The following is a 25,098-nucleotide window of genomic DNA, read 5'->3' on the forward strand; positions in this document are numbered from 1 at the left end:
AGAGAATTTTTTTAATTCTTATATTTGTAAAAATCAATGTATAAATAGTGAAGCGGGGTCAAGAAAATATAACGGATGAGGAACTGCTGAAACGATATTGTGAAAGCGGTGACTTGGCGTATTTCGTGGAGGCTTATAAAAGATACATGCCCTTGGTATACGGGGTAGCCTTAAAGTATCTAAAGCGACCGGAAGATGCGCAGGATGCCGTTATGCAACTATTCGAAGAATTGATTGTGAAGGTAAAAGAGACGGAAATACAATCCTTCAAAGCTTGGCTATATACTTGTATTCGCAATAACTGCTTGATGGAAATTCGGAAACGGAGTAAAAATTTGTCCGTTTCTTTAGACGATTCTTTTATGGAATTTTGCGATGATTTTCATCTTACTGTTGTAAACGAGAGGGAGAATCGAGAGAAATCGTTGCGGGAATGTATCGAGGGATTACCTGAAAGACAACGTGTCAGCGTGAAATATTTCTTCCTGAATGAACTTTCGTACAAGGAAGTGGAAGAACGCACGGGTTTTTCTTCGAAAATGGTAAAGAGTTTTATCCAGAATGGGAAACGGAACTTGAAATTGTGTTTGGAACGTAAAGGAATAACATCAAATGAAACGGATTGACGACATAAAAGAATACCTGCATGGCAACCGGAAAGGTAAGGCTGCTAACCGTATGGAGCGGGAGGCTTTGTCCGATCCGTTCTTGTTCGAGGCATTGGAGGGGTTGACTTCGACTCCCGGTGATCCTCTTGATGGCCTGATTCGTCTGGAACGCCAGTTGAACGAGCGCTCCCGTTCATCTCGTAAACAAAAACGAACATGGATGTATATTGCAGCCTCGTTTGCTATTTTGCTAGCTTGCGGGACATGGTGGTTTACCCGGCAAGAGAAAACTTTTGATGTACCCGTGATGGCAGTTGCTCAATTATCTGATTCGGTGAAAACCAAAGAGAGAGCGATACTGACACTTGAAAGTGGAAGCACAATAGATTTGTTTGATAAAACGGATTCTTTGACAGTGCCTCCGGGCGATAAAAAACAGTTGTTACGCTCGGATAACAGGGCGGTAAGAAAAAAGGATTCTGTACGGGAGATGGTGATGGAGGAACTTGCTGATCAGGAAATTTCTTTGGCAAGTGTTCAGATGGAAGATACTTCCCGGCTGGCAACCCGGAAAATGAAAGTAAACGATAATCACGTGTCGGGTATAATAACGGATGGAAAGGGTAATCCTTTAGCGGGAGTGACTGTACTCCTTTCCGGCTCGACGATGGGGGTAGTCTCGGATGCCAACGGCCACTTTAGTTTGGATCTTCCTACACCAGAGGGGTTACTTACCTTTTCTTTTGTCGGGATGAAATCTCAGCATATTTTGGTTAAGGCGGGAGACAAATTGCAAGTGAAGATGGAAGAAGACGCAGAAGAAATGAATGAGGTTGTTGTTACCGGTTATGGTGTTGCAAAAAAGAAAGAGGTGGAAATGTCCAATATAAAGATAAGGGGAGTTTCTGCTATAACCAGTCTACAAAATGTTGCACTTGATACGTTGGTATCTAAAGATGATATTCTCCATTTCAATCAATATATGGAAAAAGCTTTACGCTATCCGAAAGCAGACTTGGATTCGAATAAAATGGGGTCTGTAATACTTTCGTTCGAGTTAAACAAGAAGAAAGTTCCCAGCCGAATCCGCATAGAGGATGGTTTCTCGAAGGAGAGCAATAAAGAGGTTATTCGATTGTTGGCCGAGGGGCCTAAATGGGAGAACACGCCATCCGGTAAGCGAATACAAGCCAGTATTCATTTCACGATTGGAAAGAATGGCGAATCCCATAAAGCCATCTTGGAGGTGTTACCTTCCGAGAGGAAACCTTAGAATAGAAGATGAACGTCTTCCTCTATCTTGCGAATGGCGGGATAAGCCCCGAAATGTAAATTCTTTTTCAATTGATCGTCAATACTGTTCCGGTAGCCGAAAAGGTTGACATGAGGCGGTTGTTGTGAACCGGAATACGAATCTTTTGCGATCCTCAGTACCTTTTTACAAACTTCCCGGTTTAGCATATAAACCATATCATAAATATTATGCCCCCGGATAAAGAGATACGTGGTGTCCGGGGTTAGCCCCATCTTTTGGTATTTTTCCTCCAGAATGGAAAGGTTCGCTTTTGGGTAATTCTTCCGGAGTTGGGCAAGTTTTTGTTCGATCCGTCCTTTCAATTTGTTTAACTCGTGGCGTCCGTTCTGGCGGATGTCCGGTCGACGTTGCCATTGAAACGAAATCAGTTCGTTGAAATCGGCGATCGAGAATCGTTTAGTATCTGCCACTAGGAAATATAGATGCCACAGGAATAATTTGTACACGATATTCGAATACTCTTTCAGAAATTGGTGAAAATCGAACACGTTGTTAGGTAGGGTTGTGATCCGGTAGCATAACTCGTTCAACCCCTTGTCATAGCAATGATGGTTCTCGAAAGAGTAGGTATAGGTCTGGAAAATGTAATGTTTTACATCAATCCCTTGTTCTTGCAACAAATAGCGATAGTCACTGTCTATGCAGATAAAAAACTTCGGATTCAAATATTTGACATATTTCAGGCATTGCGTCACGCCTCTGGTTTCATGGCCTCGTTCGTTCCGGGAACCCGCGATAAAATGAAACCGGTCATTCGGGCGGAAATGCTTGAAAATATTGCTCCAGAAAACAATATCGTCTTTATCTTCCACGTGAATAGCTGCCCTACAACGCAAGAGCTGGGCGTCCATCATAAAACGTTTAGCTGCGTGATAATAATATTTTTCTTTAGATACGGGAGGAGAAAACATAACAATTGAGAATTGAGAATTGAAAATGTAAAAAGACCATCAATCTACGATTAAAAAAGCTGGATTGGAATCTAAAATCATAAATTTAAAATTGATCAGGTTAGTGAATCAATAGGTCTTCGATGAATACCAACTTGTCCCCCCAGCCATCACCGAACAGGCTCGGGGAGTGGGTAGAGGTAATGATTTGGCAATGCGGGTTCAGTTTTTGGATTTCTTCAAAAAGGCGGTATTGCCACTCGATATGTAACGAGATTTCCGGTTCATCCATGAGCAGGATGTAAGGTTGCTCGTCCATCAGGAACACGCGGAGTAGAATAATTAATAATTGTTTCTCCCCCGACGATAGCTTGTAAAGATGGATAATTTCATTGCCATCCCGGAAGACCAATTGATTCGTCATCGGGTCAATCTCGATGGTCTTCCCTGTTCCGGCAAACAGGTGGTTCACCGTGTCGTAAAATTTGCGAATCCTGCGGTTGATCTTTTCCGCCTGATCCGGAAAATTCGTGGCTCGAAGGCGGTAATCAGAAAACGAATTGTTATTCTCGCCCACGCTGTACACGATTTCCTTTAACTCGCTGAGCAAGGGACTGTCTTCTTTACCCATTTTTCGACGATCACGGATAGGTACGTCAAATGTACTTATCTTTAAATAGTTCACCCCGGCTAACTTTTGTCTTATAGATGCTAGGGTACTATCTTTCCGGAAACTGATCAAGATGTCGTCAATAGTGACCTCTGCCTCGATGTTGTACAATTTCAAGCGTTTAATATCCGCCGAAAGTAAGGCGTCAATAATATTGAAGAACGTGGTTTTCCCGCTACCGTTAATACCTGTTAGGATATTCACGTCGGGATTGAGATTTTCCCACCGGAAATTATATTTTCCCCATATATTGCGGATCTCTATTTTCTGAATCTTGTTCGCTTTCATACTGCTGCTACTTGATAAAGTTTATCCAAATCGTTATCAACAAAGGTAATAAAATTTATACTTTTGTGTCGATTTTACGAATCATTTCATGGATTAATATAAAAGAATATGCAAGGACTTTACGCGATATTATTACTGATTGTTTCAAACGTGTTCATGACTTTTGCCTGGTACGGCCATCTGAAATTGCAGGAAATGAAATGGATAGATAACTGGCCTCTCTTCGGGGTGATCCTGTTTTCGTGGGGTATTGCCTTGTTTGAATATTGTGCCCAAGTTCCGGCCAATCGTTTGGGTTTCATCGGAAACGGGGGGCCTTTCTCCCTGATGCAGTTAAAAGTGGTGCAGGAAGTGATCACGCTGACTATTTTCATTATCTTCTCCATGCTGTTCTTCAAAGGGGTAACCTTCCAGTGGAATCACTTGGCCGCTTGTGTTTGCTTGGTGCTGGCAGTTTACTTTGTATTTATGAAATAGTAAATTTATAAAAATAGTCTTTTGGGACAGCCCCATATCTTTCGTTGCTGGAAATATTGTCTGAAATAAATAGTGAGGTTGGGCGGGAAACAACAAAAAAATAATTAAACTTGAAAATAGTTCCCGGTATTATCGGGAAATGAAGAATTGTTGTGATTTATGTAACTTGCGGTAACCGCTTAACGTTATTTATTAAAAAAAGTTGGTGTTATGTTTTCAGTGGAATTCCGCTATCGGGCGAGAAAGATTTATAAGTCTGTAAAACAGATTGTTGAACTGGTGAGTAATGTGTTATTATTTCTAGCCTCTTTTCTCGCAATTATTTTAGTCATTTATCGTTTCGGCTTTGATATGCCGGCTGATTATTCTCATGAGATATACTACACCTATCGAGCGATAGTCCGTCTTTTCGTAGTGCTTGGCTTGTTACGGTTCTTGTTTAATTTTAGGCTGCTGCGGGCGGAAAAAGGATTTTGGATAGAAGTGTTAGTGTTACTTTTCCTGTTTGCTTTGACCTTGTTTTCCAAACATTTTGATCGGCTGGATTTCGAGGCAACCAATCCCTTCCTTTTCAAAGTCGAACGGATTCTGATGTATGGCGTGGTATTACTATTGAGTATCATACAACTCTCGAAACAGATATTTGTTGTCTTGCGAAGTCGGGTAAAGGCGGAAGTTCTTTTTGCCGCGAGTTTTTTATTTATTATCTTATTCGGGGCTGTCTTATTAGGTTTGCCTAATGCCACGTACGAGGGAATCAGTTTCACAGACGCTTTGTTTACCTCGACAAGTGCCGTGTGTGTGACCGGGTTGACGGTCGTTGACACCGGTACCACTTTCACGTTGACCGGGCAGGTCGTGCTGCTCATGCTGATTCAGGTCGGGGGAATCGGGGTGATGACCTTTACCAGTTTTTTTGCCATGTCATTTTTGAGTGGGACCTCCTTTCACGATCAGTTCATGATGAAAAACCTGTTGAACGAGGCATCTTTGAGCGATATTTTCCGGACGGTCGTGTATATTATTCTGACCACGTTTATCATCGAGGGAATTGGTGTTTACCTCGTCTACATGCAAGTGCAGGATGTTGCGGGAATTGATAATAAACTCTTTTTCGCCTTGTTTCATGGTGTTTCGGCTTTCTGTAATGCCGGGTTCTCCACGTTGCCGGGCAATCTCTATGATCCTTTGATCAGGCATTTGTATGGCTTGCAGGTCATTTTGGCTTTTTTGATTATATTTGGTGGCATTGGATTCCCGATTTTGTTCAATTACGGGCGACTCCTGCATTATGGTATTCGGAATAAGATCAAATGTCTGTTGGGTATGAATTACAAGGTGATCCACGAACCTCGTATCGTGAGTACGACAACGCGAATCGTGTTACCGACCACTTTAATCCTGCTTGTCGTGGGGACAGCCTTGTTCTGGATATTTGAAAATCATAACGTGTTGGACGGAATGTCATTCACTGGAAAATTTGCCACTTCGTTTATGGGGGCCGTCACCCCTCGTACGGCAGGTTTTAACAACGTGGATATGTCCGTGTTGCACGTTCCGACAATCTTTCTCACGATTGTCTTGATGTGGATCGGTGCGGCTCCGATGTCCACGGGGGGCGGTATCAAGGTGACAACCTTCGTGATTGCTTTAAAAAATATATGGGCGAATCTCGTGGGGAACGATCGGGTCGTTATCGCACATCGTCAATTGACTCGGGAGAACGTGAACCGGGCGCATTCGATCATCATACTCTCCATCCTGTGGATCATCCTGGCAGTTTTTGTCATCGTGATTCTGGAACCGAAGGCAACACTGACTCAAGCAGTTTTTGAGATCGTTTCAGCCTTGGGGACGGTGGGGTTGACTTTGGATTTGACCCCTCATTTATGTGTGGCAAGTAAAATGATCGTTGCCCTCACCATGTTTGTCGGGCGTGTAGGCTTAATCACCCTTTTGGCTTGTTTCATCCGTCATCAGGAAGTGAAACTTTACACGTACCCGGATGAAACTGTAATCGTTTAATCAATTGAAAATCGAAAATTAGGCTCCGTCTCACATTTTCAATTTTCAATTCTCAATTTTCAATTATTATGAAGTGTATCGTATTTGGATTAGGTAATTTTGGGCTTGCATTATCGCAACGTCTGACTAAACGGGGAAACGAGGTGTTGGGAGTGGATTCCGACATCAGTAAGATTAATTTATACAAGGATTCCATCACGAATACCGTGGCATTGGATGTGAAAAATGAACAGGCATTACAAACATTGCCTTTGACCGAAGTGGACGTGGTGTTTGTGGTGTTCGGGAAAGATTTCGGAACGTCCCTGTTCGTGATTGCGCTATTGAAACAATTTGGTGTGAAACGTATCGTTGCCCGGGCCATTTCGCCAGTGCATAAGGTGATTCTAAAGTCTATGGGAATCACGGAGACCATCAATCCGGAATGGGAGTATGCCGATTTCTTCGCGACAAAAGTGGAGTTGGGGACAACTATAGATTCCTATGTTGTTGATGACGATCATTTGATTATCGAGTGGGAAATTCCACCTCGTTTTATCGGGCGAAAATTAGGTGATGCGAAATTCGAGGAAGAATTCGGGTTAAAATTGATAGCCTTAAAACGCTATGATGCCAAAATCGATAAATCATTGGTGATGAATAACCCATCCGATGATACCGTTTTTATCGAAAAGGACGTGTTTGTACTTTTCGGTCACCCGAAGAGCTTCCGAAAACTTGGAATCCAGATTGCTTGATTCAAGCGAGTCATAGTCAAGAGACAATTTGTGGAATAAATCTATCTTCGAATTGTCTCTTGGCTGGATGAATCCGAGCGTTATGACTCCACGATCCATTTCTCGATATTCCTTGTTTTCGAACTGAAGTTCACGCCAATTTTAAATATCTTGCGCTTATCTGATTGGAATGGTTGAGCGTAATGCTTGTCATGGATTTGTTGCAAGGCCTCTTCGGCACTGCCATTCAGTTTAAATTCCATGATGTAAATGTAATCGTTGGTTTTCAACACGAGATCCACACGTCCCTCGGAAGTGTGATACTCGACTTCCGTGTAAAAACCTACCAGCTTGAAGATGATGAAAAGCACGTTTTGATAGTGCCGTTCCTGTTCACTGATCAGCTCGTAAGGAGTATCGGCCAGAAAACTTTTCAATCTATTGAAAAAGGCATCCAGTTGCCCTGTACGTATTTCACGAACGAATTTTTGTATTTCAAATGGAGCTTCTATCTTGTTGAACCGGGTGTAAAAAGGCATTAGGAAATTGATAAAACCTTCCTCCACTTCTTTGTTTGGAAATCCTAGGCGATATAATCCGAATTCTTTGTCATAGCCTTTTATCGTGAGGTACCCGCTCTGGAAGATCACGGGGATAGGCTGTTCGTCCCCGTAAATACTATTCAATACGTCTGAGTTGGTTTCTTCGGTTGCCATCCGTTCCAGATCGTAATGATTGCGTTTCAGTAGCTCCACGAGATAGGTGGGTGTACCCGTTTCAAACCAGTAACTACCGAATTTCATCTTGAAAAATGTATTCAGCACGCTGAATGGATTGTATATACCTTCAGAATTTTCGACAAAATGGTAACCATCGTAATACTTCTTCAATTCAGCTCCCACTTCCTCGTAGGTCATCTTTTGTGCAGCGGCTAACTCGTGCAAATCTTCTTCAAAATTGTCATGAATTTCTTGCTCTGTCATTCCGCACAAGGAAATGAAAGGTTCATCCATCGAAATGTCTATCAGGTTATTCAAATCACTGAACACGCTGACTTTCCCGAATTTGGTTACCCCGGTTAAGATGGCGAATTGGATGCAACCATCCATTGTTTTGAGCACTCCGTAGAAAGGTTTCAACGTGTTACGGTATTCTCGTTGAAGATTCTCGTTTCCAATAGCTTGTAACAAGGGTTTGTCGTACTCGTCAACGAGAATGGCTACTCGTTGGCCGGATTGCTGGCAGGCTCGTTCCACGATTCCTTTGAAACGTAGGGCTAGGGTAGACTCTCCGACTCCGGTGCCGTAAAGTACTTCCCATTTTGATATGGCCTCTTCGAGTATTTTATCCAAGCTATCCGGGGCATCGTATTTTCCAATATTGAGATCCAGGTGTAGCACGGGCCGCCGAATCCAATCCTTCTCTAGTTTTTCCATGGCCAACCCGTTAAACAACTCCTTTTTTCCGAGAAAATAGGCATCGAGCGTGGAGATTAACAGGCTCTTTCCAAAACGACGCGGGCGACTGAGAAAGTAATAACTTCCTTTTTTCACCAATCGGTAAATCAAGGCGGTTTTGTCAACGTAAGCATAACCTTCTTTCCGGATTTTCTCGAAATTCTGGATACCTATAGGATAAATTTTCTCACTCATGTGCGTTCGTTTATGGATAATAATAGAACAAAGATATTCAATTTTATATGATTATCGAAGATAGCTATGTTTTAAAAATTAAAGATACTGGTTATGACTCCACGATCCATTTCTCGATATTCCTTGTTTTCGAACTGAAGTTCACGCCAATTTTAAATATCTTGCGTTTATCTGATTGGAATGGTTGAGCGTAATGCTTGTCATGGATTTGTTGCAAGGCCTCTTCGGCACTGCCATTCAGTTTAAATTCCATGATGTAAATGTAATCGTTAGTTTTCAACACGAGATCCACACGTCCCTCGGAAGTGTGATACTCGACTTCCGTGTAAAAACCTACCAGCTTGAAGATGATAAAAAGCACGTTTTGATAATGACGTTCTTGTTCACTGATCAGCTCGTAAGGAGTATCGGCCAGAAAACTTTTCAATCTATTGAAAAAGGCATCCAGTTGCCCTGTCTCGATCTCGTGGACAAATTTTTGAATTTCAAATGGAGCCTCAATTTTGTTGAACCGGGTGTAAAAAGGCATCAGAAAATTGATAAAACCTTCCTCCACCTCTTTGTTTGGGAATCCAAGGCGATAAAGTCCAAAGCGTTTATCATAGCCTTTTATCGTGAGGTACCCACTCTGGAAGATCACGGGAATAGGCTGTTCGTCCCCGTAAATGCTATTCAATACGTCTGAGTTGGTTTCTTCGGATGCCATGCGTTCCAGGTCATAATGATTGCGTTTCAGCAACTCCACGAGATAGGTAGGTGTGCCCGTTTCGAACCAGTAATTGCTAAAATCTTTCCGTTTGAATGCGCTTAGCAGACTAAACGGATTGTACATGCCGATAGAATTATGCGTGAAGTGATACCCGTCATACCATTTTTCCAGTTCCGTGTTGACTTCATCGTATGTCATGCTTTGAGCCTTGGCAAATTCATGTAATTCTTCTTCTAAATTTTCATGTATTTCTTGATTGCTGACACCGCAAAGAGTGACATATTCGTTCCACATGGAAAGATCTTCCAGGTTGTTCAGGTCACTGAACACGCTTACCTTCCCGAATTTAGTCACGCCCGTGAGCATGGCAAACTGGATACACCCGTCCATGGTTTTAAGTACACCATAGAAAGGCTTCAGCGTGTTGCGGTATTCCCGTTGAAGATCCTCGTCACCAATAGCTTGTAACAGGGGTTTGTCGTACTCGTCAACAAGGATGGCAACCCGTTGTCCGGATTGCTTGTAGGCGCGTTCCACGACACCTTTGAAACGTAACGCCAAAGTGCTTTCCCCGGCACCCGTGCCAAACACCGTTTCCCACTTCACTAGAGCCTCGTTCAATATCTTGTCCAGGCTGTCGGGAGCATCGTATTTCCCGATATTCAGGTCTATATGTAATACCGGGCGTTTCACCCAATCTTTTTCCAGTTTCTCTATTGCCAATCCTTTAAACAATTCTTTTTCTCCCCGGAAATAGGCATCGAGCGTGGAGATTAACAAGCTCTTTCCAAAACGACGCGGGCGACTGAGAAAGTAATAACTACCCGTTTTTACCAGTCGGTAAATCAAGGCAGTCTTGTCAATATAGAAATAACCTTCTTTTCGAATTTTCTCGAAATTCTGGATACCTATGGGATAAATTTTCTCACTCATATGCGTTCGTTTATGGATAATAATAGAACAAAGATACTCAATTTTCTATGATTATCGAAAATGAACGACAAGTTTAACGCCTCTCTTAAGCAGCCTTTCATCGGACACGAATACGTAATTCTTTCGGGTCGAACGTGATGGTTTCGTTCCGGAACAAGCGTTCGATATGACCGCTGTTGATCATCTGTCGCGTGGGCAGGTAATGCAAATGCGGACGGTCAATCAGGGCGATGGAATCGCAGAGCGTGAGAGCAATATCCAGTTCGTGGGTTGAAAAAAGAATGCATTTGTTTTGTTCGTGAGCCAGTCTTTGCAATAGAACCCCCAGTTCGTAACGGTTCGGTAGGTCCAGAAAAGAGGTGGGTTCATCAAGCAGGATGATGGGAGTGTCTTGTGCGAGAGCCCGGGCGATCATGATTCGCTGGCATTCCCCGTCCGACATCTGGTCCATTGTTCGTTCGGCATAGGTGGACATATCGAGTAATGCTAGGGATTTATCAACGATTTCCCGGTCTCGTGGTTGCAGTCGTCCTACCCAGTTCGTGTAGGGAGCCCGCCCGAGGGCGACTACATCACGGCATTTCAGGTTAGGAATCCGTACCTTTTCGGTAGTTACGAAACTAACGGTACGAGCCAGTTCCTCCGGTCGCAACCCGGTAAGGTCTTTCCCGGCCAGCAATATTCGCCCGGACTTGATTTTCCCTAACCCCGCCGTGGCCCGTAGTAAGGTACTTTTCCCGCTACCATTACGTCCCAGCAGGGCGATCAGTCCACCCCCGTCCAAGTTGGCCGATACCTGGTCAAGCAGAACCTCTTGCCCGTATCCTAGTGTTAAAGATTCCAGTTGTATCATGCCGGTCGAAGGTTTTTATATACCACCCAAATAATTACCGGAATTCCCAGCAGGGCGGTAATACAATTTATGGGTAGCACGAGTGTTTTAGCAATAATATCACATAGTAACATGGCCACGACTCCCAGCAATATACTTCCCGGCAAAAGCGTCCGGTGATCCGCATCGTTAAACAACATACGGGCCACGTGAGGCACGGCAAGTCCGAGAAAGCCTACCGGGCCGCAAAATGCCGTCACGGTTCCGGTCAACAACGTTGTCGATACGAAAATAAGCGTTCTGGTGCGCCGTATATTGAGTCCCATCGTCTGGGCGTAATTCTCCCCGAGTAGAAGAAGATTTAATGCCTTGATACAATAAATCGAGAGAATGACGCCCACGCAAATCACGGGAATCATGATAAATAGTTTCGTGGTCGTGACATGTCCCAGGGAGCCCATCGACCACAGGAAAAACATTTTCAATTGCTCGGCAGAACTCAAATACTGTAAAATTTGTATGATGGCTCCCGCGATGTAACCGATCATCACTCCCATGATCAACACTCCAAGAATATTTTTCACGTAACGACTGATGATGGCAATCAGTAACAGAACCATGACGGCCCCGCCCCATCCGGCCCCGACAATACCTACCGACTGCCAGAAACCGGAATGTGCCAGTCCCAGCAGGGGAGCTCCCAGGATAAAGAAAGCAACGCCTAATCCCGATCCGGAACTTACTCCCAACAAGTAAGGATCTGCCAACGGGTTCCGGAAAACGGTCTGCATCTGCAAGCCGCTTATCGAAAGAGCCACACCGATCAAAACGGCGACGATCACTCTCACCAATCGAATCGACAGCACGATATTCCGGGTTGTCATGTCCGTCTCGTTACCCATGAACACGTTCCAAACCTGCCCGACGGAAAGTGCCGAATCCCCCGACAACAAGTCGAGTACGAACAACACGAAAGTCAGCAGACCCAGGAAAAGGAATATGATCGAATTGCGTTTCACGATAAAATTGAAAATTGAAAATGGACAATTGAAAATGACATCACCGTTGTTAATTTCTTGATTTACGATTTTAGATTCCAGCCGTACAAGGCCGACGCTTTAACTACCCCCTCTAACTCCCCCTTACACGAGGGGTAGGATACGCTATAATATCGTAGCGCCTTCTCGCGTTCGTCTCTCCCCCTGTGTAAGGGGGAGCTGGTGGGGGTAGATGCCTTTTTCATTCTAAACTCTAAATTTTAAACTATTCCAAGTGCCTGTAATAATACAAATCCTCCGTCACCAGTTCCGGGTGTAAGATTTTGATCAGGTCCCGGAGTACGATGTCCGGGTGAACAACGGCCGATTCCCAGTAATCATTTCCCCCTTCGGGAGTTAAGCGCAGGTTATTATTATAGACCTCGTTTTCCTGGATGGCTTTTGCGTCCTTGAATTTCGGATTCATGATCTTCAACTCGTCGAGAGTCGTCGCCATACCTACATTCAACCACACGTCAGCCTCGCGAATCAACCCGTAGGCTGTTTCCAGTCCGATGGGTTCGGCCCCGTTAGAGGTGTTTTTTTTGTAAATATAATCTCCCCCTGCGTCCGTGATTAATTGTGCCACGTAGCTTTTCATGGAAGGCATGGCCCAACTGTCATTCCACGGTGTGTTCAGCATGACGGTAGGACGTTTTTCCACGTTTGCCGTTAACTGTTTCATGTTGTTATAACGTTCGGGAATCTCTCTAAATACTTTTGTACCTGTTTCCCGGCTATCCGTCAATTCGGAAATGGCAACCAGCCATTCGGCCTTGCCCAGCGGAGATTCTTCCAGGTATTCTCCCACGTACATATAAGGAACATTCAATTCTTTTAGTTTGTCCGCCACGGTTGATTGTGCGTCCCCGATGCCGTATAGTAATACAAGATCCGGGGCCAACCCGACAAGAAGTTCATAATTTATTTCCGCCCCCATGTCTTTTATGGTTTCTTTGTGTGCAAGGACATACGGGTTGGAAACATAATTCATTCCGGAAACTCCTACTACCCGATCCACTTGGTTTATGGCATCTAGCATGGCGATGTAAGTGGATGACATACATACAATTCGTTTCGCTCCTGCGGGAATAATCACACCGTCAAAATCTTTCGGTGCCTGCTCCCCGTTCCGAGCCACGAAGTAGGACATTTCAACGCCTTCCGCTCCCTGCCAGGGGTTACGCACGTGAATAATCGTGCTTTCCGTGTTATCAGCTCCCATGATGTCGAATCCCGTGGCGTATTCCGGTGTGTAAACTTCCTTCGTGAAGGCGCTTGTGGACTTTGTTTTCGTCTGACAACCGGATAGCATCAGAAAAACGATAAACGTGAATAATAATAGTACTTGTTTCATATGTAATAGTTTTTATAAAACTTCGAGAGAGATATTTATGCGAGAGGGGAAAAACTGAAACGGTAAATCAAAAACAGAATGACCTTGCCATCTATACCTGATTACCATCTGAATCCCGCAGATGCAAATCTGTCCCGATCATAGCAGGTCTTCTGACTTATCCCTTTTATCGTGCCTTCCCAGCATTCTAACCAGTGGCAAACGTACGATAAACTTTTCCTTTAAAAGGGGGAAATACAGCAACGGGTATTGTTCCGGATTTCCACCGGATTCCCTTTTTCATTCAACACAACACGAAGTGGTGTATGAAACTATGACGGTGCGAAAATAGGTTGTAATTTTTAATTAGGCAATAAATTGTATAAAAGATTTTTATTTCATTGGTATGAACCGCTATTAGGCGAGGTTTTCAATGATCAATCCCGTTACGGGACAGGACGCCAAGCGAATAATAGTGTTTCACTTCTTGCATATTTGTTACGAGGTCTGCTATATCGATTAATTCCTGAGGTGCGTAACGTCCGGTAATTACGACTTCGGTGTGAGGGGAGCGTTGGCGGAGAACATTTAACACTTCTTCTAGGGAAAGCATGGAGTAATACAGGGCAATTGTCAGTTCGTCCAAGATAACCATATCGAATTTACCTTCCATAAGATGTTGGCGACATTTTTCCAGCCCTTCGTGAGCTGCTTGTATATCTGCCGGGGTGGGTTCTCTTTCAATGAAGCGGCCTTCTCCGAATTGCTGGATAACAAGGTGGTCGAACAAGGGTTCTATGGCTGTTTCGTTATATTTCATGCTCTTGACGAATTGCCCGATGAAAACACTTTTCCCGGCACATAAAGCCCGGACGGCCAGTCCGAAGGCCGCGGTTGTTTTCCCTTTCCCGTTTAGATATGGATGTATCCTCTAAGTGTCATGTCCTTTTGGTTTTAAGTTTTTTGGGGGGTAGGAGAGCTGCATGAACATTACACTCCCGCGTACACGCTTGGAGAGAAACGGGTGGTATCTTTATTGCCGAAAAACAAGTAGAGATGCAGGGGTGTCCCTTCCGGTTGTTTCGCTGCCGGGATGTCCACGGTCACTTTGCCGTCGCCCCGGAACGAGTTAAGGCACGTGATCATTTGCGGGGCGCGGGGTAAGGTCCCGTAAAAATATCCCACGTACACTTGATCTGACACGCTCGCTTTCGGGCAGTCAATGTCATTTTCCCAGTTTAGGGTCACGGACCATCCTTCCCTTGTGACACTCGTGATCACCGGTGCGTCCAGCGTGCCTGTCGAGAATCGGAATGTCGGGAAAGCCCATACCCCTTCTCCCGGGCGAAAACATCCCCCGTTTTGAGAATGGAATAAGGAATCGCTTTTATTTATTCCCATCTCCTTGGCCATGAGTTTCCATATCGGCAAATCCCCGATGGCACGACGGTAGATTCTCCACATTTTACGGGCTTCCGTGAAACGGCTGGAGGATTCCTCTTCCCCCTCGGTTCTTGTTTTTTTAGGACTCCGTCGTGATTTGCAGGCCCGAACTTTATTGCCGTGTCGGTAATAGGTTATCCCGTCGATCCGGATAGAGCCTTGTGCCAGAAGAGCTACAGGAATAGATAATGTGTTTTCCATGATAATAATTATTTGATAATCACTCGTGTATTAATTCATGAGCAAAAGTAGATAGAATATTTTTAATACGCAAATAAAACTCTTTTAAAACGCTATTATATATAGCGATTTAATAGGGATTTAATAGCGTTCTAATAGCGCTTTACATGAAAGTGATCACTTATATCTCATGAATAATACATGTAATAATTGATTTATTTAGCTTGAAAATGTAACTACATTGGTTTATTTGTGTATCTTTGCTGGCGAGGAACATAAAAATAACAGGATATGGCGGAATTTGTAAATCCACTTGGAAAGATTCGGGGTAAGTTCGGTAACGTGATCACTTACGGGGGACCAAACGGGAAAAATTATTGCCGGGGGACAAGCATCTCGCGTAAACCGAGCCAGGAACCGCAAAAACGACAGTCCGCGGCTTTCGGGGCGATAACGGAACGGAAAGTATGGATGAGAAATGCCGTCCAGTTGGGATTTCCCGGAGGGAACGGTTACCCGAAAGGTTTTCGGGGATTTACCAGTGCGAACGTGATGGATGCGGTGACCGTGGAGAAAGCAAATCCGGAAAAACCTTTCAATAGCCGTAAGAAGGCAGTCAAGGAATTTAACGGGGTGATCAACTACGAGAAATTACGCGTGGCAGCGGGGTCGTTGGTGATCCCAGAAATTCGTGCCGAGGTTGATATGGAAAATCGGAGAATCTTTTTCACTCACGAGAAGGAAGAAATCGAGTCCGTTGATTGCTTTCTGGATGATAAAATTTATGCCGTGCTTCTTTGTAAGACAAAATATATTTGTCGTGTCGAGGAGTTGGGACTTCGGGGAGAGACGATAGAAAAAAGCGTGAACTTTTCAGAAAAAATAGCCGGGGGAGGCCTTGTCATTTATGCCTTTGCTAAAAATGCCGACGGGAAGGATGTTTCCGATTCGGTGTGCCTGTGGGAGGCTGAATCGTAAATGAGCGATAGGAGATACGAAATATGGTGGAATTTCGTTTTATGAAAACGATAAGTCATAACGGGTTGTGTTATAATCATTCACAGTCATGTTAGGTCTCTATGAATGATAAATTTTGTAAAAATCTAGAATTATAACTTTAAAATCCGAATAATATTTGTTTTTTATATATTTTTGCGACGATTTTGGTGTCACACCCTGTTTCAGGCGTGTGGTGAAAAGGGAATCAGGTGCGAATCCTGAACAGACCCGCTGCTGTAAGCTCCGCCAAAGTCCGTGAACACGACTCACATCCACTGTTTCGACACGAAATGGGAAGGGCGTTCAAGGACGGAGCAAGTCAGAAGACCTGCCAAAGTCACGAATCTAAAGCTTTCTGGGACTAGAGCTTGGATGAGGTAATTATATTCACTATTGTTAATGATAGGCGAGTACTGACTGTATCTGTTTTGGATACAGCGGTTTTGTCGTTTTTAGCTACAGCTTGAAGCGGGAATAGCAATATTGGAAAATTGTTTAAATATATGATTATGAAAAAAGATGTTCAATTGAAGTTTGCGTTATTGCTGATGCTTTTTGTCGCGAGTTTTGCGGCTTGCGATGATGATGACGAAAAGATCGATGCGGGTAGTCCTGATTTCACGTTCAATTCTGAAACGGGAGAGTATAACGTGAGAATCGGGAAAGAGGTCGCTCTTTGCGCTCGTGTGAAAGATGCCGTGAATCCAGTATATACCTGGAAACGGGAGGGAAAAATCGTGGCGGACGATACGGTGTATTATTTCAAGGGGGAGATTTTGGGTGAGAGTTTCGTGAATTTTCGCTTGGATGCAGACAATGGTAGTGTGGAAAAACAGGTGAAGGTGACGGTCGTTGATCGTTTAGCCCCGCAAATTAAGCTGGAATCAGCCGCGGTGGCTTATTGCGGGATCAAGAAAGAGTTTGCCGCGGAAACGGAGTACACGGATGAGACAACCACGTTTGAGTGGAGTTATGGAGGGCAGGTCGTGTCGCATGATTCGATCATGTCGTTTGAAGAGGAGGATATAAACGTGTACACTCTTGCCTTGAAGGTGACGAATGCGGATGGAGTTGATGTGAAGAATATCAACGTGTCAGTTATTCCCGAGGAGAAACCACTTTTGTTTTTCGACAACGCTCGCTACGTGTTGCCTTCCATGTTAGACAAGGCGATCACGATGACTTGTCCGATCGGTAAAAATGTGGTGTTGGCTCCTATAAAATTTGCTATTAGTGATCAGGCTATTTACGAGTGGAAAGTTGACGGGGCGGTACAGAGCGGGCAAACTTCCGTTTGTTTTGATTTTAAGCCTTCCGTGGAGGGGAAAACGTACGAAATCGATGTGACAGCGACAGATAACGGCAAGACGGCTTCCGCGAAAGTTTACGTGGAATGTACCCCGAAAGAGGGAACGTATTTTCGGGATGTGACTCCAAAGAGTAGCTATATTTCCAATTATTGTTATGAATTTATTCCCGCACCCGGGCAATTTATTAATTTCCCGGAAGGTAAGACGGCGGAAGATGCCCGGATGACAATACAGAAAACGTTAGACAACGGAGGAGGTGAAGGGGGGTATCTTGCATCTTTGGGTGCGTGGGGAGGATATTTTATTTTGAAATTTGACCATAGCGTGGAGAATGGTGGTGACGGGGAACCTGATTTTGATATGACGGGTAATCCTTTAGGCAAGTACTGGTGTGAGTGTGGTGTCGTGTGGGTGAGCCAGGACGAGAATGGTGACGGGGTGCCTAATGATACTTGGTACGAGTTGAAAGGTAGCGAGACGGGTAAGCCGGGAATCACGCAACGGTATGCGTTAAAATACTATCGCCCGACGGCAACCAAGCAGGATGTGTTGTCCATAGATAATGACGGGAATCTATCTTTCTTGAGAAGGAACGCTTATCATCCGAACTCGGGCTACTTCCCTTGGTTTATGGAAGAGGAGTATTATATTTTGACGGGAACTTGTCTCGGTAATCAGTTCTTGACGGAAGGAATTGAAACGAACTGGGGATTTGACTGGGGATACGTGGATAATATTAACGATCCGGTTGGATTCCGTATAGACAACGCCATCCAGCAGGATGGGACCCCGGCTAAATTGAAATATATCGACTTCGTGAAAGTACACACGGCCCAGATGGGACAGGGTGCGGCTGTCGGAGAGGTTTCAACGGAATCTTCTGCCGCGATCGATTTGCGTTTAAAAGCGAAAAAATAGTATCTAAAAATTATAGGTTATGAATAAAAATATACTTTGGGGAGTTCTTCTTTTCACCTTGGCTTTTATTGCCGGCTGTGAAGATGATGATGATCCTTTTGTCGGGAGTGATAATTTCATCACGTCTTTTATTTTGCAATCGGGAGAGACGTCTTACGTGGCCTCGTTCCGGGGGGATACCATACTGATGGAGACTCCCGAGAATGTTGCCTTGGGCGAGGTTACCCCGAATATCGTGTGCAGTGAGAATAGTACGATAAAACCGGAACCCTCCGCGATAACCAATTGGGAGGAGCAGATTTATTTCGTGGTAACCTCGCATAGCGGGGAGGAACGGAAATATATTTATATACCGGAAAAGAAGGGAATAGCATTTGAAGGGGTTGTCGTTTTGAACACGCAGGAAGAGGTGGATGCTTTCGGGGCCAAGGGCGTGAGTCATCTTGACGGTTCTTTGGTCATTGGCCGGCAGGGAGGGACGGACACCATTCGTTCTTTGGCCGCTTTAGTTTCTTTGAAGAGTGTGACTAATGACGTGACGATTAATCGTTTGTTTGCGGGATATGAATTGACCGGGCTGGATAATTTGGAAGAGGTTGGTGGAAAATTGTATGTAAATTCTGCGGATAGCCTGTGGGGGGTGACGTTCAACAAGTTGACACGTGTCGGGGGAGATTTGAACATTACCAGTAATGCGGTCAGCGAGATTCTTTGTCCTCGCTTGGAGACCGTGGGGGGAGCCGTGACATTGGCAGCATCTTTTGTAACATTGGATTTCTCTTCTTTGAGGCAAATAAGCGGGGATTTGAATTTGAACGGGAAATCGGGAATGACAGGTATCGTGTTCCAGAGATTGGAACAAGTGGGTGGCTCTATCGCGACGAGCATGACTTCTCTCAAGAAACTGGAATTTCCGGTGTTGCGGCACTGTGATAAATTAACCGTGGGTAGGGGAGCTTTATTATTGCTTTATATGCCGCAACTAGAGGAGGTTGCCACGGAATTGTCGATTGCGTCTAATCCCTTGTACGAGGTTTCCTTTCCCGTGTTGACTCATGCCGGGGTTATTACGTTGGATTGTTCTCAGGTAAACCAGTTTAATGCTCCTTTTTTGAAAAACGTGGACGGTAATCTTAGTCTTACGCTTGCCGGGTTGAATCCTGAACAGTTGGGAGAATTGGAGCGTGTCGGGGGAACTTTGGCGTTGAATTTCGTTAGTGAAGACTTTAAATTTCCGGCTAAATTGGAGAATCTGGGAACTTTAGTAATTTCTTCTGGGATCAAAAGATTGGATGTGCGAGGAATTGAGATTGACGAGATTCAATTTAACGGTACCGGTTTGGAGAACACGACCGTAGTCGGGAATGACGTTTTTAACGGGAATTTTAATCTACAAAATCTTGGCGGGTATTTCCCGAAATTAGAGGGCTTTAAAGAAATTAACGCTCTCACGATCGGTTACCTGGGAATGAGTGGCGATGCGGTTGAAATAGCGAGTGTGCGTAAGGTTAACGGGAATTTTTCTTATTGGGCAAATTCAAACGTAACGGGAATATCATTCCCCGATTTGGAAGAAGTTAGCGGGAATTTTGAACTTTATTCCAATATTAAAGAGTTTCATTTCCCAAAATTAAAAACGGTCGGGGGAAGTGCCATGATGTCTATTAATAATTACGATGATGAGACGTTCCCCTTGTTGGAGTCCGTGGGAGGCGATATGACGTTCCAGACCGGTTATGTTAGCTGGAATAATTTTTATGGACCGGACAAGATTCTTTATCCGTCGTTGCGAATCGTGGGTGGGGTGTTGGATATACGTCCTAGGACTCCGGACCCTTGGTCGTCAGATCCTTCGGAGTTGAATAATACATTGACGAATTTGGATTTCCTTTCAGAAGTTGAAAGTATTGGAGGATTCCGGATCGAGAATCACGAGGCTTTGGTTTCTTACGAGGGGTTGAAGAAAGCTATCTCAACTTGTCCCTCGTCGAAATGGGCAGTGGAGAATAATGGATATAACCCGACTTACGAGCAATTGACGAAAGAACAACAATGGACCAAGCCGGAATAATTCATGAATAAAAATAAAGGATATGAAAATAAATAATTTAATATATGTGTTGTTGTTCGCCCTCGTATGTTTTATTACCGGTTGCGAGGATGATGACAGTTTGTTCTCGGGAGATGAGAATTATATTACTTCCTTCCGCCTGATAGAAGGAGAACATGTTTATGCCGGTTGTATCGTTGGTGATTCATTGGTTCTTTCCATTCCTGAAAGCGTGTCGCTTGAAAATGTTGAGGTGGAGTTTACTGCGAGCGAGAATGCCACGTTGAGTCCGGATCCGGCTTCGATTGATGATTGGGGGAAGGAACGGACATTTACGGTGACTTCTTATAATCAGGCTTCACGTTCGTATAAATATATTGTGATTCGGACGCTTGTTGCTCAGGCCGGAGATGTTGTGTTGACGACGCCCGAGGAGATTGAAACGTTTGCCGCTCGCGGTATTAATAAGATCGAGGGGAACTTGGTTATCGGAAAACCGCTTGGAACGGTAAAGGAGGATTCTTTGGTTTCTCTTGCTCCGCTTTCTTCTTTGAAAGAGGTTGCCGGAAGAGTTACAATTAATCCCACTTTTGCAGGAGTTTCACTTGATGGGTTGCAAAACTTGGAAAGTGTGGGTGGTTTTACGATGCTCGCTCGTGCTAGCGAGTACGGGGCTTACGGGCTACGGGATTTGAAAGAGATGGTTTTACCTAACTTGAGGAAGGTTGGTTCTGATCTTGTCATTTCTGCCGATACGCTTTATTCGGTAGATTTGAGAGCATTGGAGAGCGTTGGCGGAAGTTTCACGATTGAAACGCGTGATGTCAGGAGCATGGATTTATCCGCTTTACAGGTTATTGCTGGAAAATTCTCTTTCTCCGGGCGTAATGGTAATATGCTTTTTCCCGAACGGTTGGAATTGCCCAAGTTGGGTATGGTCGGGGATAAAGTGGAAATAAATAATCCCATTCGAATGAAGGAGCTTTTGTTTCCCGCTTTGACTTCAGCCGCGGGTATTACTTTGCAACAAACCGGGGTGCTGGAGAAAGTGGATTTCAGTCAGTTGAGAGAGGTGGCGGAGACGTTGACATTGCAATGGACCCATCGGGTGAAAGAATATGACTTGTCACAACTTCAATCGGTAGGAGGCTTCCGGGTATATTATATTGAAGATTTGGAAAAGATTAATTTGCACCAGTTGAGCCGGGTCGGAACAGGAGGATTTACTATTGAGGTGTGTAATAAATTGAATGATTTGGATCTTGCTGCCTTGACAGAGGTGCAGGGAAATTTTGTGTTATCTGCCCCCGCGGATCTGAACGCTTTGAAAGAGGTTGGAGGAAATTTAACCTTTTCGGCGAATACGGAAAATTTTGATGGGTTTAATAGTTTGACTTCGGTAGGGGGAAATTTCGCTTTGAGCGGAACGGCAAAAGAGGTGAATGGTTTCAAAGCTTTGACAACCATCAAGGGGTCAATGACATTGAATAATATGAACAATGTGACATGCGTGAATGGATTTGATGCTCTGAGGTCGATAGGTTCCGGTTTATCCATATCAAACATGGAAAAAGTGGAAGAATTCCCTTTCTTGGCTAATTTGCAGGGAGCGCAGTTCGCACAATGCTCGTTTTCTCGACTTCCGGCATTACAAGGATTGGATATTTCGGTTTTTTCTACTTCTAAATTGATGATTGATAATGTTGGGGCTGATTTTGTTTTGCGGGGGAACTCGGAACTTGATGGAGAAGTTACGTTGAATTCCAGTCGCGGTGTTCGTTTTGACGGCATCGAAAAAGTGCAAACACTTACTGTTACAGGCTTTACACAAAAGGAATCTGCCGTATTTAATTTTACGGGATTGAAACAAGTTGATAAATTGACGGTTAATTTGGGATATGTGACGGAGAATGCTGCAGCCTTGTGTTTCCCTGATTTGGAAGAGGTAACGGGGTTGTTGACTTTGTCGGAAGGTTCTTATGGTAATTTTAAACAAATAGAACCTGTTCAACTTCCGGTTTTGCGAAAGGTTGGGGCATTGACTTATACGGGAGTTATTCCGGTGCTGGAATTACCCGCATTGGAAAGCGTGGAAGGCGAATTCCGTGTTAGCACGAGTTATCAGAATGGTCCGGTTCGGATGTTGGAGGAGATTCGTATGCCTAATTTGAAAAATGTGGGAGGGCTTGTCTTGACGTCGAATGCTTATAGTGCAGATAATTATAACAATCTGATCACTGATCTGAGTTGTTTTAGTGCATTGGAGAGTGCAGGCTATGTTAATATTCAGAAACAGGCCGCTTTAGTCTCTTTCGAGGGCTTGGAAAAAGTAATCAATAAACTTGAAGGAGAGGATTCTTGGACGGTATCTGAGAATGCTTATAATCCGACGTTTGAGCAGGTGAAGGCGGGAGAACTTGTGAAATAAGAGTAGTTTAAGTTTTTTTAGAGAGAGGAGTTTGGTTTTGTGCCGGACTCCTCTCTTCTGTTTTATCCTGAAGCGAACTTTTCTGCGTGTATATGGCTAGTAAGTGATGTAAAATCAATGTATTATTATTTGTGAATAATTGAATTTTTCGTTTCAAAATCCAAATAGTATTTGTTTTTTATATATTTTCGTAACGATTTTGGTGTCACATCCTGTTTCAGGCGTGTGGTGAAAAGGGAATCAGGTGCGAATCCTGAACAGACCCGCTGCTGTAAGCTCCACTAAATTCCGAGAACAAGACTCACATCCACTGTTTCGACACGAAATGGGAAGGGCGTTCAAGGACGGGGTAAGTCAGAAGACCTGCCAGTGTCATGTATCTAAAGCTTTCTGGGATTGGAGCTTGGGTGCCATATTGTATTTTATCCGACTATTGTTGTAATGGACGAGTGTTGCTATGAGTTAGCAAGCTGGGAGGGGTGTATGTGTGCAATTTCTCGTTGTTGGAAGTGTTTTTCTTGGAGAAAATGGTCGTTTGGTAAACGGTCGTTGAACTCGATAATTATAAATTAAACGGATGATGTTATGAGAAAGGATGTTCTATTGAAATTAGTATTACTGGTGATGCTTTTTATCGGTATGTTCACGGCCTGTGACGACGATGAGAAGGTCAAAGTTGGTAATCCCGATGTCGCTTTCAACACGGAAACGGGGGAGTACAGGGTAAAGGTCGGGAAAGAGGTGTTGTTGCAGGCAACGGTGTCGGATGCCATGAATCCCCTGTGTTCTTGGAAATTGAACGGGAAAATAGTTTCTACGGATACCACCTATCTGTTCCGGGGGGAGCAGGTGGGTGATTATTTCGTGAATTTTAAGATTGATGCGGAGAACGGTTCGATTGAAAAACAGGTAAAGGTGTCGGTTCTCGATAAATTACCTCCTGAGGTGACCTTGGATGATGCTGCCGTGGTGATGTCCGGTCGAGATCGGAGTTTTGGGGCCGAAGTGTCGAATCCCGAGGGAGCTACTTATATGTGGGTATTGAATGGTGAGATTGTCTGTCAAGATAGTCTTTTCGTTTTCAACCGGGAGGATGTACGGATGTATGATCTTTCTCTCGTGGTTAAGAACGAGGATGGCGCGACGGCTAAATCTATGACCGTGACGGTTGTACCGCTGGCTCCTCCGAAGTTGATTTTTAATGATGGACGCTATCGTACGGTTTCTGACAATCGGATTACGAATTTCAGTGTACCTTTGGGACGGGAGCTTGTACTCTCTCCTTATCCTATTGACATCACGGAAAAAGCCGTGTATGAATGGCAAGTGGATGGGGTAAAGCAAAGCGAGACGACCTCTTACTTCAAATTTGCTCCCACCGCGCAAGGACGTTACTATATCACCGTGACCGCAACCGAAGGTGGACAGACTGCCTCCACGGAGACTTACGTGGAATGTGTTGATCCGGAGGGTACTCACCGTAATTGGCCGACGGACGGTAGTTCTGCCCGTTTCACGGAAGTCTTTGAGTACATTCCGGCTCCGGGACAATTCGTGAACTTTCCGGTCGGGTCCACGGAAGCCGATGCTTTGGCAAAAGGAAAAACTATTCTTGATCCCTCTACCCCTTATCTCTCGTTGGGAGCTTATGGCGGGTATGTGGTTATTGGTTTTGACCATAGCGTGGAGAACGTGCCGGGTGAATACGATCTGATTTTGGAGGGGAACGCTTTTGCCGGAAGTTCTGAGCCGGGTATCGTTTGGGTGATGCAGGACGAGAATGGAAATGGTTTACCCGATGACACTTGGTACGAGCTGAAAGGAAGTGCCTCTGCGGAAGAGATGTCACGAAAATACGTGATCACTTATTATCGTCCCACGCAAGAGAGAGGGAACTCTATTTGGTCCGATAATTACGGGAATGCCGGTAGCGTGGATGTTAACGGTTATCACGGGCAGACGTTCTTTTTCCCCATGTTCATCGAGGAAGATTTTATGCATTTCGGAACCCGCTTGGCCTCTAAGGTGGAAATACGGGGTGGATTGTGGTACAACGGAGAATACGATTGGGGATATGTTGATAATTATGGAACGGATAAAAGTTGTTTCAAAATTGATAACGCAATCCAAGTCGATGGCACTCCGGCCAATCTGAAATATATTGATTTCGTGATGATCCAGACCAGTGTTAACCAGAAGGCGGGCGTGTTGGGAGAGTCCTCCACGGAGTTCCTTGACGGGTATGATTATCATTTGAAGAATAAATAATTTAAGGAGAAAAC

19 protein-coding genes and 3 riboswitches are annotated in these 25,098 nt (G+C 44.3%); of the genes, 10 read left to right on the top strand and 9 right to left on the bottom strand.

Annotation, left to right across the window (positions count from 1 at the left end; all coding sequences use genetic code 11):
* The first annotated feature begins 47 nt into the window (after nucleotides 1–47).
* Both F1644_RS14255 and F1644_RS14260 read left to right on the top strand, forming a co-directional pair.
* A complete protein-coding gene (locus tag F1644_RS14255; protein ID WP_229782389.1) occupies nucleotides 48–626 on the top strand; it encodes an RNA polymerase sigma factor in 579 nt (192 codons plus the stop codon).
* Entirely contained in the window at nucleotides 613–1,881 is a 1,269-nt protein-coding gene (locus F1644_RS14260; protein WP_118303354.1) for a carboxypeptidase-like regulatory domain-containing protein, read from the top strand. Before F1644_RS14255 ends, F1644_RS14260 begins: the two co-directional genes overlap by 14 nt.
* Here F1644_RS14260 and F1644_RS14265 read toward each other — a convergent pair.
* Nucleotides 1,878–2,834: a DUF4435 domain-containing protein gene (locus F1644_RS14265; protein ID WP_189021491.1), complete on the bottom strand. Its 957-nt coding sequence runs from the start codon at nucleotides 2,832–2,834 to the stop codon at nucleotides 1,878–1,880. The genes F1644_RS14260 and F1644_RS14265 overlap by 4 nt on opposite strands.
* 100 nt (nucleotides 2,835–2,934) lie before the next feature.
* A complete protein-coding gene (locus F1644_RS14270) occupies nucleotides 2,935–3,771 on the bottom strand; it encodes an AAA family ATPase (protein WP_118303356.1) in 837 nt (278 codons plus the stop codon).
* A gap of 108 nt (nucleotides 3,772–3,879) precedes the next feature.
* On the opposite strand from F1644_RS14270, the gene F1644_RS14275 reads away from it, so the two are divergent.
* The 3 genes from F1644_RS14275 to F1644_RS14285 all read left to right on the top strand — a co-directional run bounded on the left by F1644_RS14275 (nucleotide 3,880) and on the right by F1644_RS14285 (nucleotide 7,010).
* A complete protein-coding gene (locus F1644_RS14275; protein ID WP_118303358.1) occupies nucleotides 3,880–4,248 on the top strand; it encodes a DMT family protein in 369 nt (122 codons plus the stop codon).
* 210 nt (nucleotides 4,249–4,458) lie between these two features.
* Nucleotides 4,459–6,273, top strand: a complete 1,815-nt coding sequence (locus tag F1644_RS14280; RefSeq protein WP_118303360.1) for a TrkH family potassium uptake protein — start codon at nucleotides 4,459–4,461, stop codon at nucleotides 6,271–6,273.
* Nucleotides 6,274–6,341: 68 nt separating this feature from the next.
* Nucleotides 6,342–7,010, top strand: a complete 669-nt coding sequence (locus F1644_RS14285) for a potassium channel family protein (RefSeq protein WP_087419573.1) — start codon at nucleotides 6,342–6,344, stop codon at nucleotides 7,008–7,010.
* An 80-nt stretch (nucleotides 7,011–7,090) separates the two neighbouring features.
* Here the strand turns inward: F1644_RS14285 and F1644_RS14290 are convergent, their stop codons facing one another.
* The 7 genes from F1644_RS14290 to F1644_RS14320 all read right to left on the bottom strand — a co-directional run bounded on the left by F1644_RS14290 (nucleotide 7,091) and on the right by F1644_RS14320 (nucleotide 15,132).
* Entirely contained in the window at nucleotides 7,091–8,641 is a 1,551-nt protein-coding gene (locus tag F1644_RS14290; protein ID WP_118303362.1) for an ATP-binding protein, read from the bottom strand.
* A 91-nt stretch (nucleotides 8,642–8,732) separates the two neighbouring features.
* Nucleotides 8,733–10,283, bottom strand: a complete 1,551-nt coding sequence (locus F1644_RS14295; protein WP_118303364.1) for an ATP-binding protein — start codon at nucleotides 10,281–10,283, stop codon at nucleotides 8,733–8,735.
* A gap of 97 nt (nucleotides 10,284–10,380) precedes the next feature.
* The gene (locus tag F1644_RS14300) at nucleotides 10,381–11,136 is read right to left on the bottom strand and encodes an ABC transporter ATP-binding protein (protein ID WP_118303366.1); all 756 of its coding nucleotides are present in this window, start codon (nucleotides 11,134–11,136) and stop codon (nucleotides 10,381–10,383) included.
* Entirely contained in the window at nucleotides 11,133–12,134 is a 1,002-nt protein-coding gene (locus F1644_RS14305) for a FecCD family ABC transporter permease (protein WP_118303368.1), read from the bottom strand. The genes F1644_RS14300 and F1644_RS14305 overlap by 4 nt, the downstream gene beginning before the upstream one ends.
* Before the next feature lie 244 nt (nucleotides 12,135–12,378).
* Nucleotides 12,379–13,467: an ABC transporter substrate-binding protein gene (locus F1644_RS14310; RefSeq protein WP_229782396.1), complete on the bottom strand. Its 1,089-nt coding sequence runs from the start codon at nucleotides 13,465–13,467 to the stop codon at nucleotides 12,379–12,381.
* 167 nt (nucleotides 13,468–13,634) lie between these two features.
* A riboswitch (cobalamin riboswitch) is annotated at nucleotides 13,635–13,840 on the bottom strand.
* Between the two features lie 78 nt (nucleotides 13,841–13,918).
* Complete coding sequence (locus F1644_RS14315; protein WP_168044213.1) at nucleotides 13,919–14,416, bottom strand: cob(I)yrinic acid a,c-diamide adenosyltransferase; 498 nt, start codon at nucleotides 14,414–14,416, stop codon at nucleotides 13,919–13,921.
* A gap of 62 nt (nucleotides 14,417–14,478) precedes the next feature.
* The gene (locus F1644_RS14320) at nucleotides 14,479–15,132 is read right to left on the bottom strand and encodes a hypothetical protein (protein WP_229782390.1); all 654 of its coding nucleotides are present in this window, start codon (nucleotides 15,130–15,132) and stop codon (nucleotides 14,479–14,481) included.
* Between the two features lie 270 nt (nucleotides 15,133–15,402).
* Between F1644_RS14320 and F1644_RS14325 the strand changes: the two genes are divergently transcribed.
* From F1644_RS14325 to F1644_RS14345, 5 genes are all read left to right on the top strand, one after another.
* The gene (locus F1644_RS14325; RefSeq protein WP_118303372.1) at nucleotides 15,403–16,089 is read left to right on the top strand and encodes a hypothetical protein; all 687 of its coding nucleotides are present in this window, start codon (nucleotides 15,403–15,405) and stop codon (nucleotides 16,087–16,089) included.
* A gap of 169 nt (nucleotides 16,090–16,258) precedes the next feature.
* Nucleotides 16,259–16,460, top strand: a riboswitch (cobalamin riboswitch).
* 159 nt (nucleotides 16,461–16,619) lie between these two features.
* Entirely contained in the window at nucleotides 16,620–18,338 is a 1,719-nt protein-coding gene (locus F1644_RS14330) for a PKD-like domain-containing protein (protein ID WP_158571803.1), read from the top strand.
* Nucleotides 18,339–18,357: 19 nt separating this feature from the next.
* Complete coding sequence (locus F1644_RS14335; RefSeq protein ID WP_118303374.1) at nucleotides 18,358–20,409, top strand: hypothetical protein; 2,052 nt, start codon at nucleotides 18,358–18,360, stop codon at nucleotides 20,407–20,409.
* Between the two features lie 22 nt (nucleotides 20,410–20,431).
* On the top strand, nucleotides 20,432–22,816 hold the full coding sequence (locus F1644_RS14340; protein WP_118303376.1) for a hypothetical protein: 2,385 nt from the start codon (nucleotides 20,432–20,434) through the stop codon (nucleotides 22,814–22,816).
* Nucleotides 22,817–22,999: 183 nt separating this feature from the next.
* Nucleotides 23,000–23,201, top strand: a riboswitch (cobalamin riboswitch).
* Between the two features lie 200 nt (nucleotides 23,202–23,401).
* Nucleotides 23,402–25,084, top strand: a complete 1,683-nt coding sequence (locus F1644_RS14345) for a PKD-like domain-containing protein (RefSeq protein ID WP_118303378.1) — start codon at nucleotides 23,402–23,404, stop codon at nucleotides 25,082–25,084.
* Nucleotides 25,085–25,098: the final 14 nt, after the last annotated feature.

This window comes from Butyricimonas paravirosa, from assembly GCF_032878955.1.
Lineage (GTDB): Bacteria > Bacteroidota > Bacteroidia > Bacteroidales > Marinifilaceae > Butyricimonas > Butyricimonas paravirosa.

What these genes read in the sequence shown, in the direction of transcription:
- F1644_RS14260 (WP_118303354.1), top strand. Translation starts at nt 613, where the DNA reads ATGAAACGGATTGACGACATAAAAGAATACCTGCATGGCAACCGGAAA.
- F1644_RS14265 (WP_189021491.1), bottom strand. Translation starts at nt 2,834, where the DNA reads ATGTTTTCTCCTCCCGTATCTAAAGAAAAATATTATTATCACGCAGCT.
- F1644_RS14270 (WP_118303356.1), bottom strand. Translation starts at nt 3,771, where the DNA reads ATGAAAGCGAACAAGATTCAGAAAATAGAGATCCGCAATATATGGGGA.
- F1644_RS14275 (WP_118303358.1), top strand. Translation starts at nt 3,880, where the DNA reads ATGCAAGGACTTTACGCGATATTATTACTGATTGTTTCAAACGTGTTC.
- F1644_RS14280 (WP_118303360.1), top strand. Translation starts at nt 4,459, where the DNA reads ATGTTTTCAGTGGAATTCCGCTATCGGGCGAGAAAGATTTATAAGTCT.
- F1644_RS14285 (WP_087419573.1), top strand. Translation starts at nt 6,342, where the DNA reads ATGAAGTGTATCGTATTTGGATTAGGTAATTTTGGGCTTGCATTATCG.
- F1644_RS14290 (WP_118303362.1), bottom strand. Translation starts at nt 8,641, where the DNA reads ATGAGTGAGAAAATTTATCCTATAGGTATCCAGAATTTCGAGAAAATC.
- F1644_RS14295 (WP_118303364.1), bottom strand. Translation starts at nt 10,283, where the DNA reads ATGAGTGAGAAAATTTATCCCATAGGTATCCAGAATTTCGAGAAAATT.
- F1644_RS14300 (WP_118303366.1), bottom strand. Translation starts at nt 11,136, where the DNA reads ATGATACAACTGGAATCTTTAACACTAGGATACGGGCAAGAGGTTCTG.
- F1644_RS14310 (WP_229782396.1), bottom strand. Translation starts at nt 13,467, where the DNA reads ATGCTATCCGGTTGTCAGACGAAAACAAAGTCCACAAGCGCCTTCACG.
- F1644_RS14320 (WP_229782390.1), bottom strand. Translation starts at nt 15,132, where the DNA reads ATGGAAAACACATTATCTATTCCTGTAGCTCTTCTGGCACAAGGCTCT.
- F1644_RS14325 (WP_118303372.1), top strand. Translation starts at nt 15,403, where the DNA reads ATGGCGGAATTTGTAAATCCACTTGGAAAGATTCGGGGTAAGTTCGGT.
- F1644_RS14330 (WP_158571803.1), top strand. Translation starts at nt 16,620, where the DNA reads ATGAAAAAAGATGTTCAATTGAAGTTTGCGTTATTGCTGATGCTTTTT.
- F1644_RS14335 (WP_118303374.1), top strand. Translation starts at nt 18,358, where the DNA reads ATGAATAAAAATATACTTTGGGGAGTTCTTCTTTTCACCTTGGCTTTT.
- F1644_RS14340 (WP_118303376.1), top strand. Translation starts at nt 20,432, where the DNA reads ATGAAAATAAATAATTTAATATATGTGTTGTTGTTCGCCCTCGTATGT.
- F1644_RS14345 (WP_118303378.1), top strand. Translation starts at nt 23,402, where the DNA reads ATGAGAAAGGATGTTCTATTGAAATTAGTATTACTGGTGATGCTTTTT.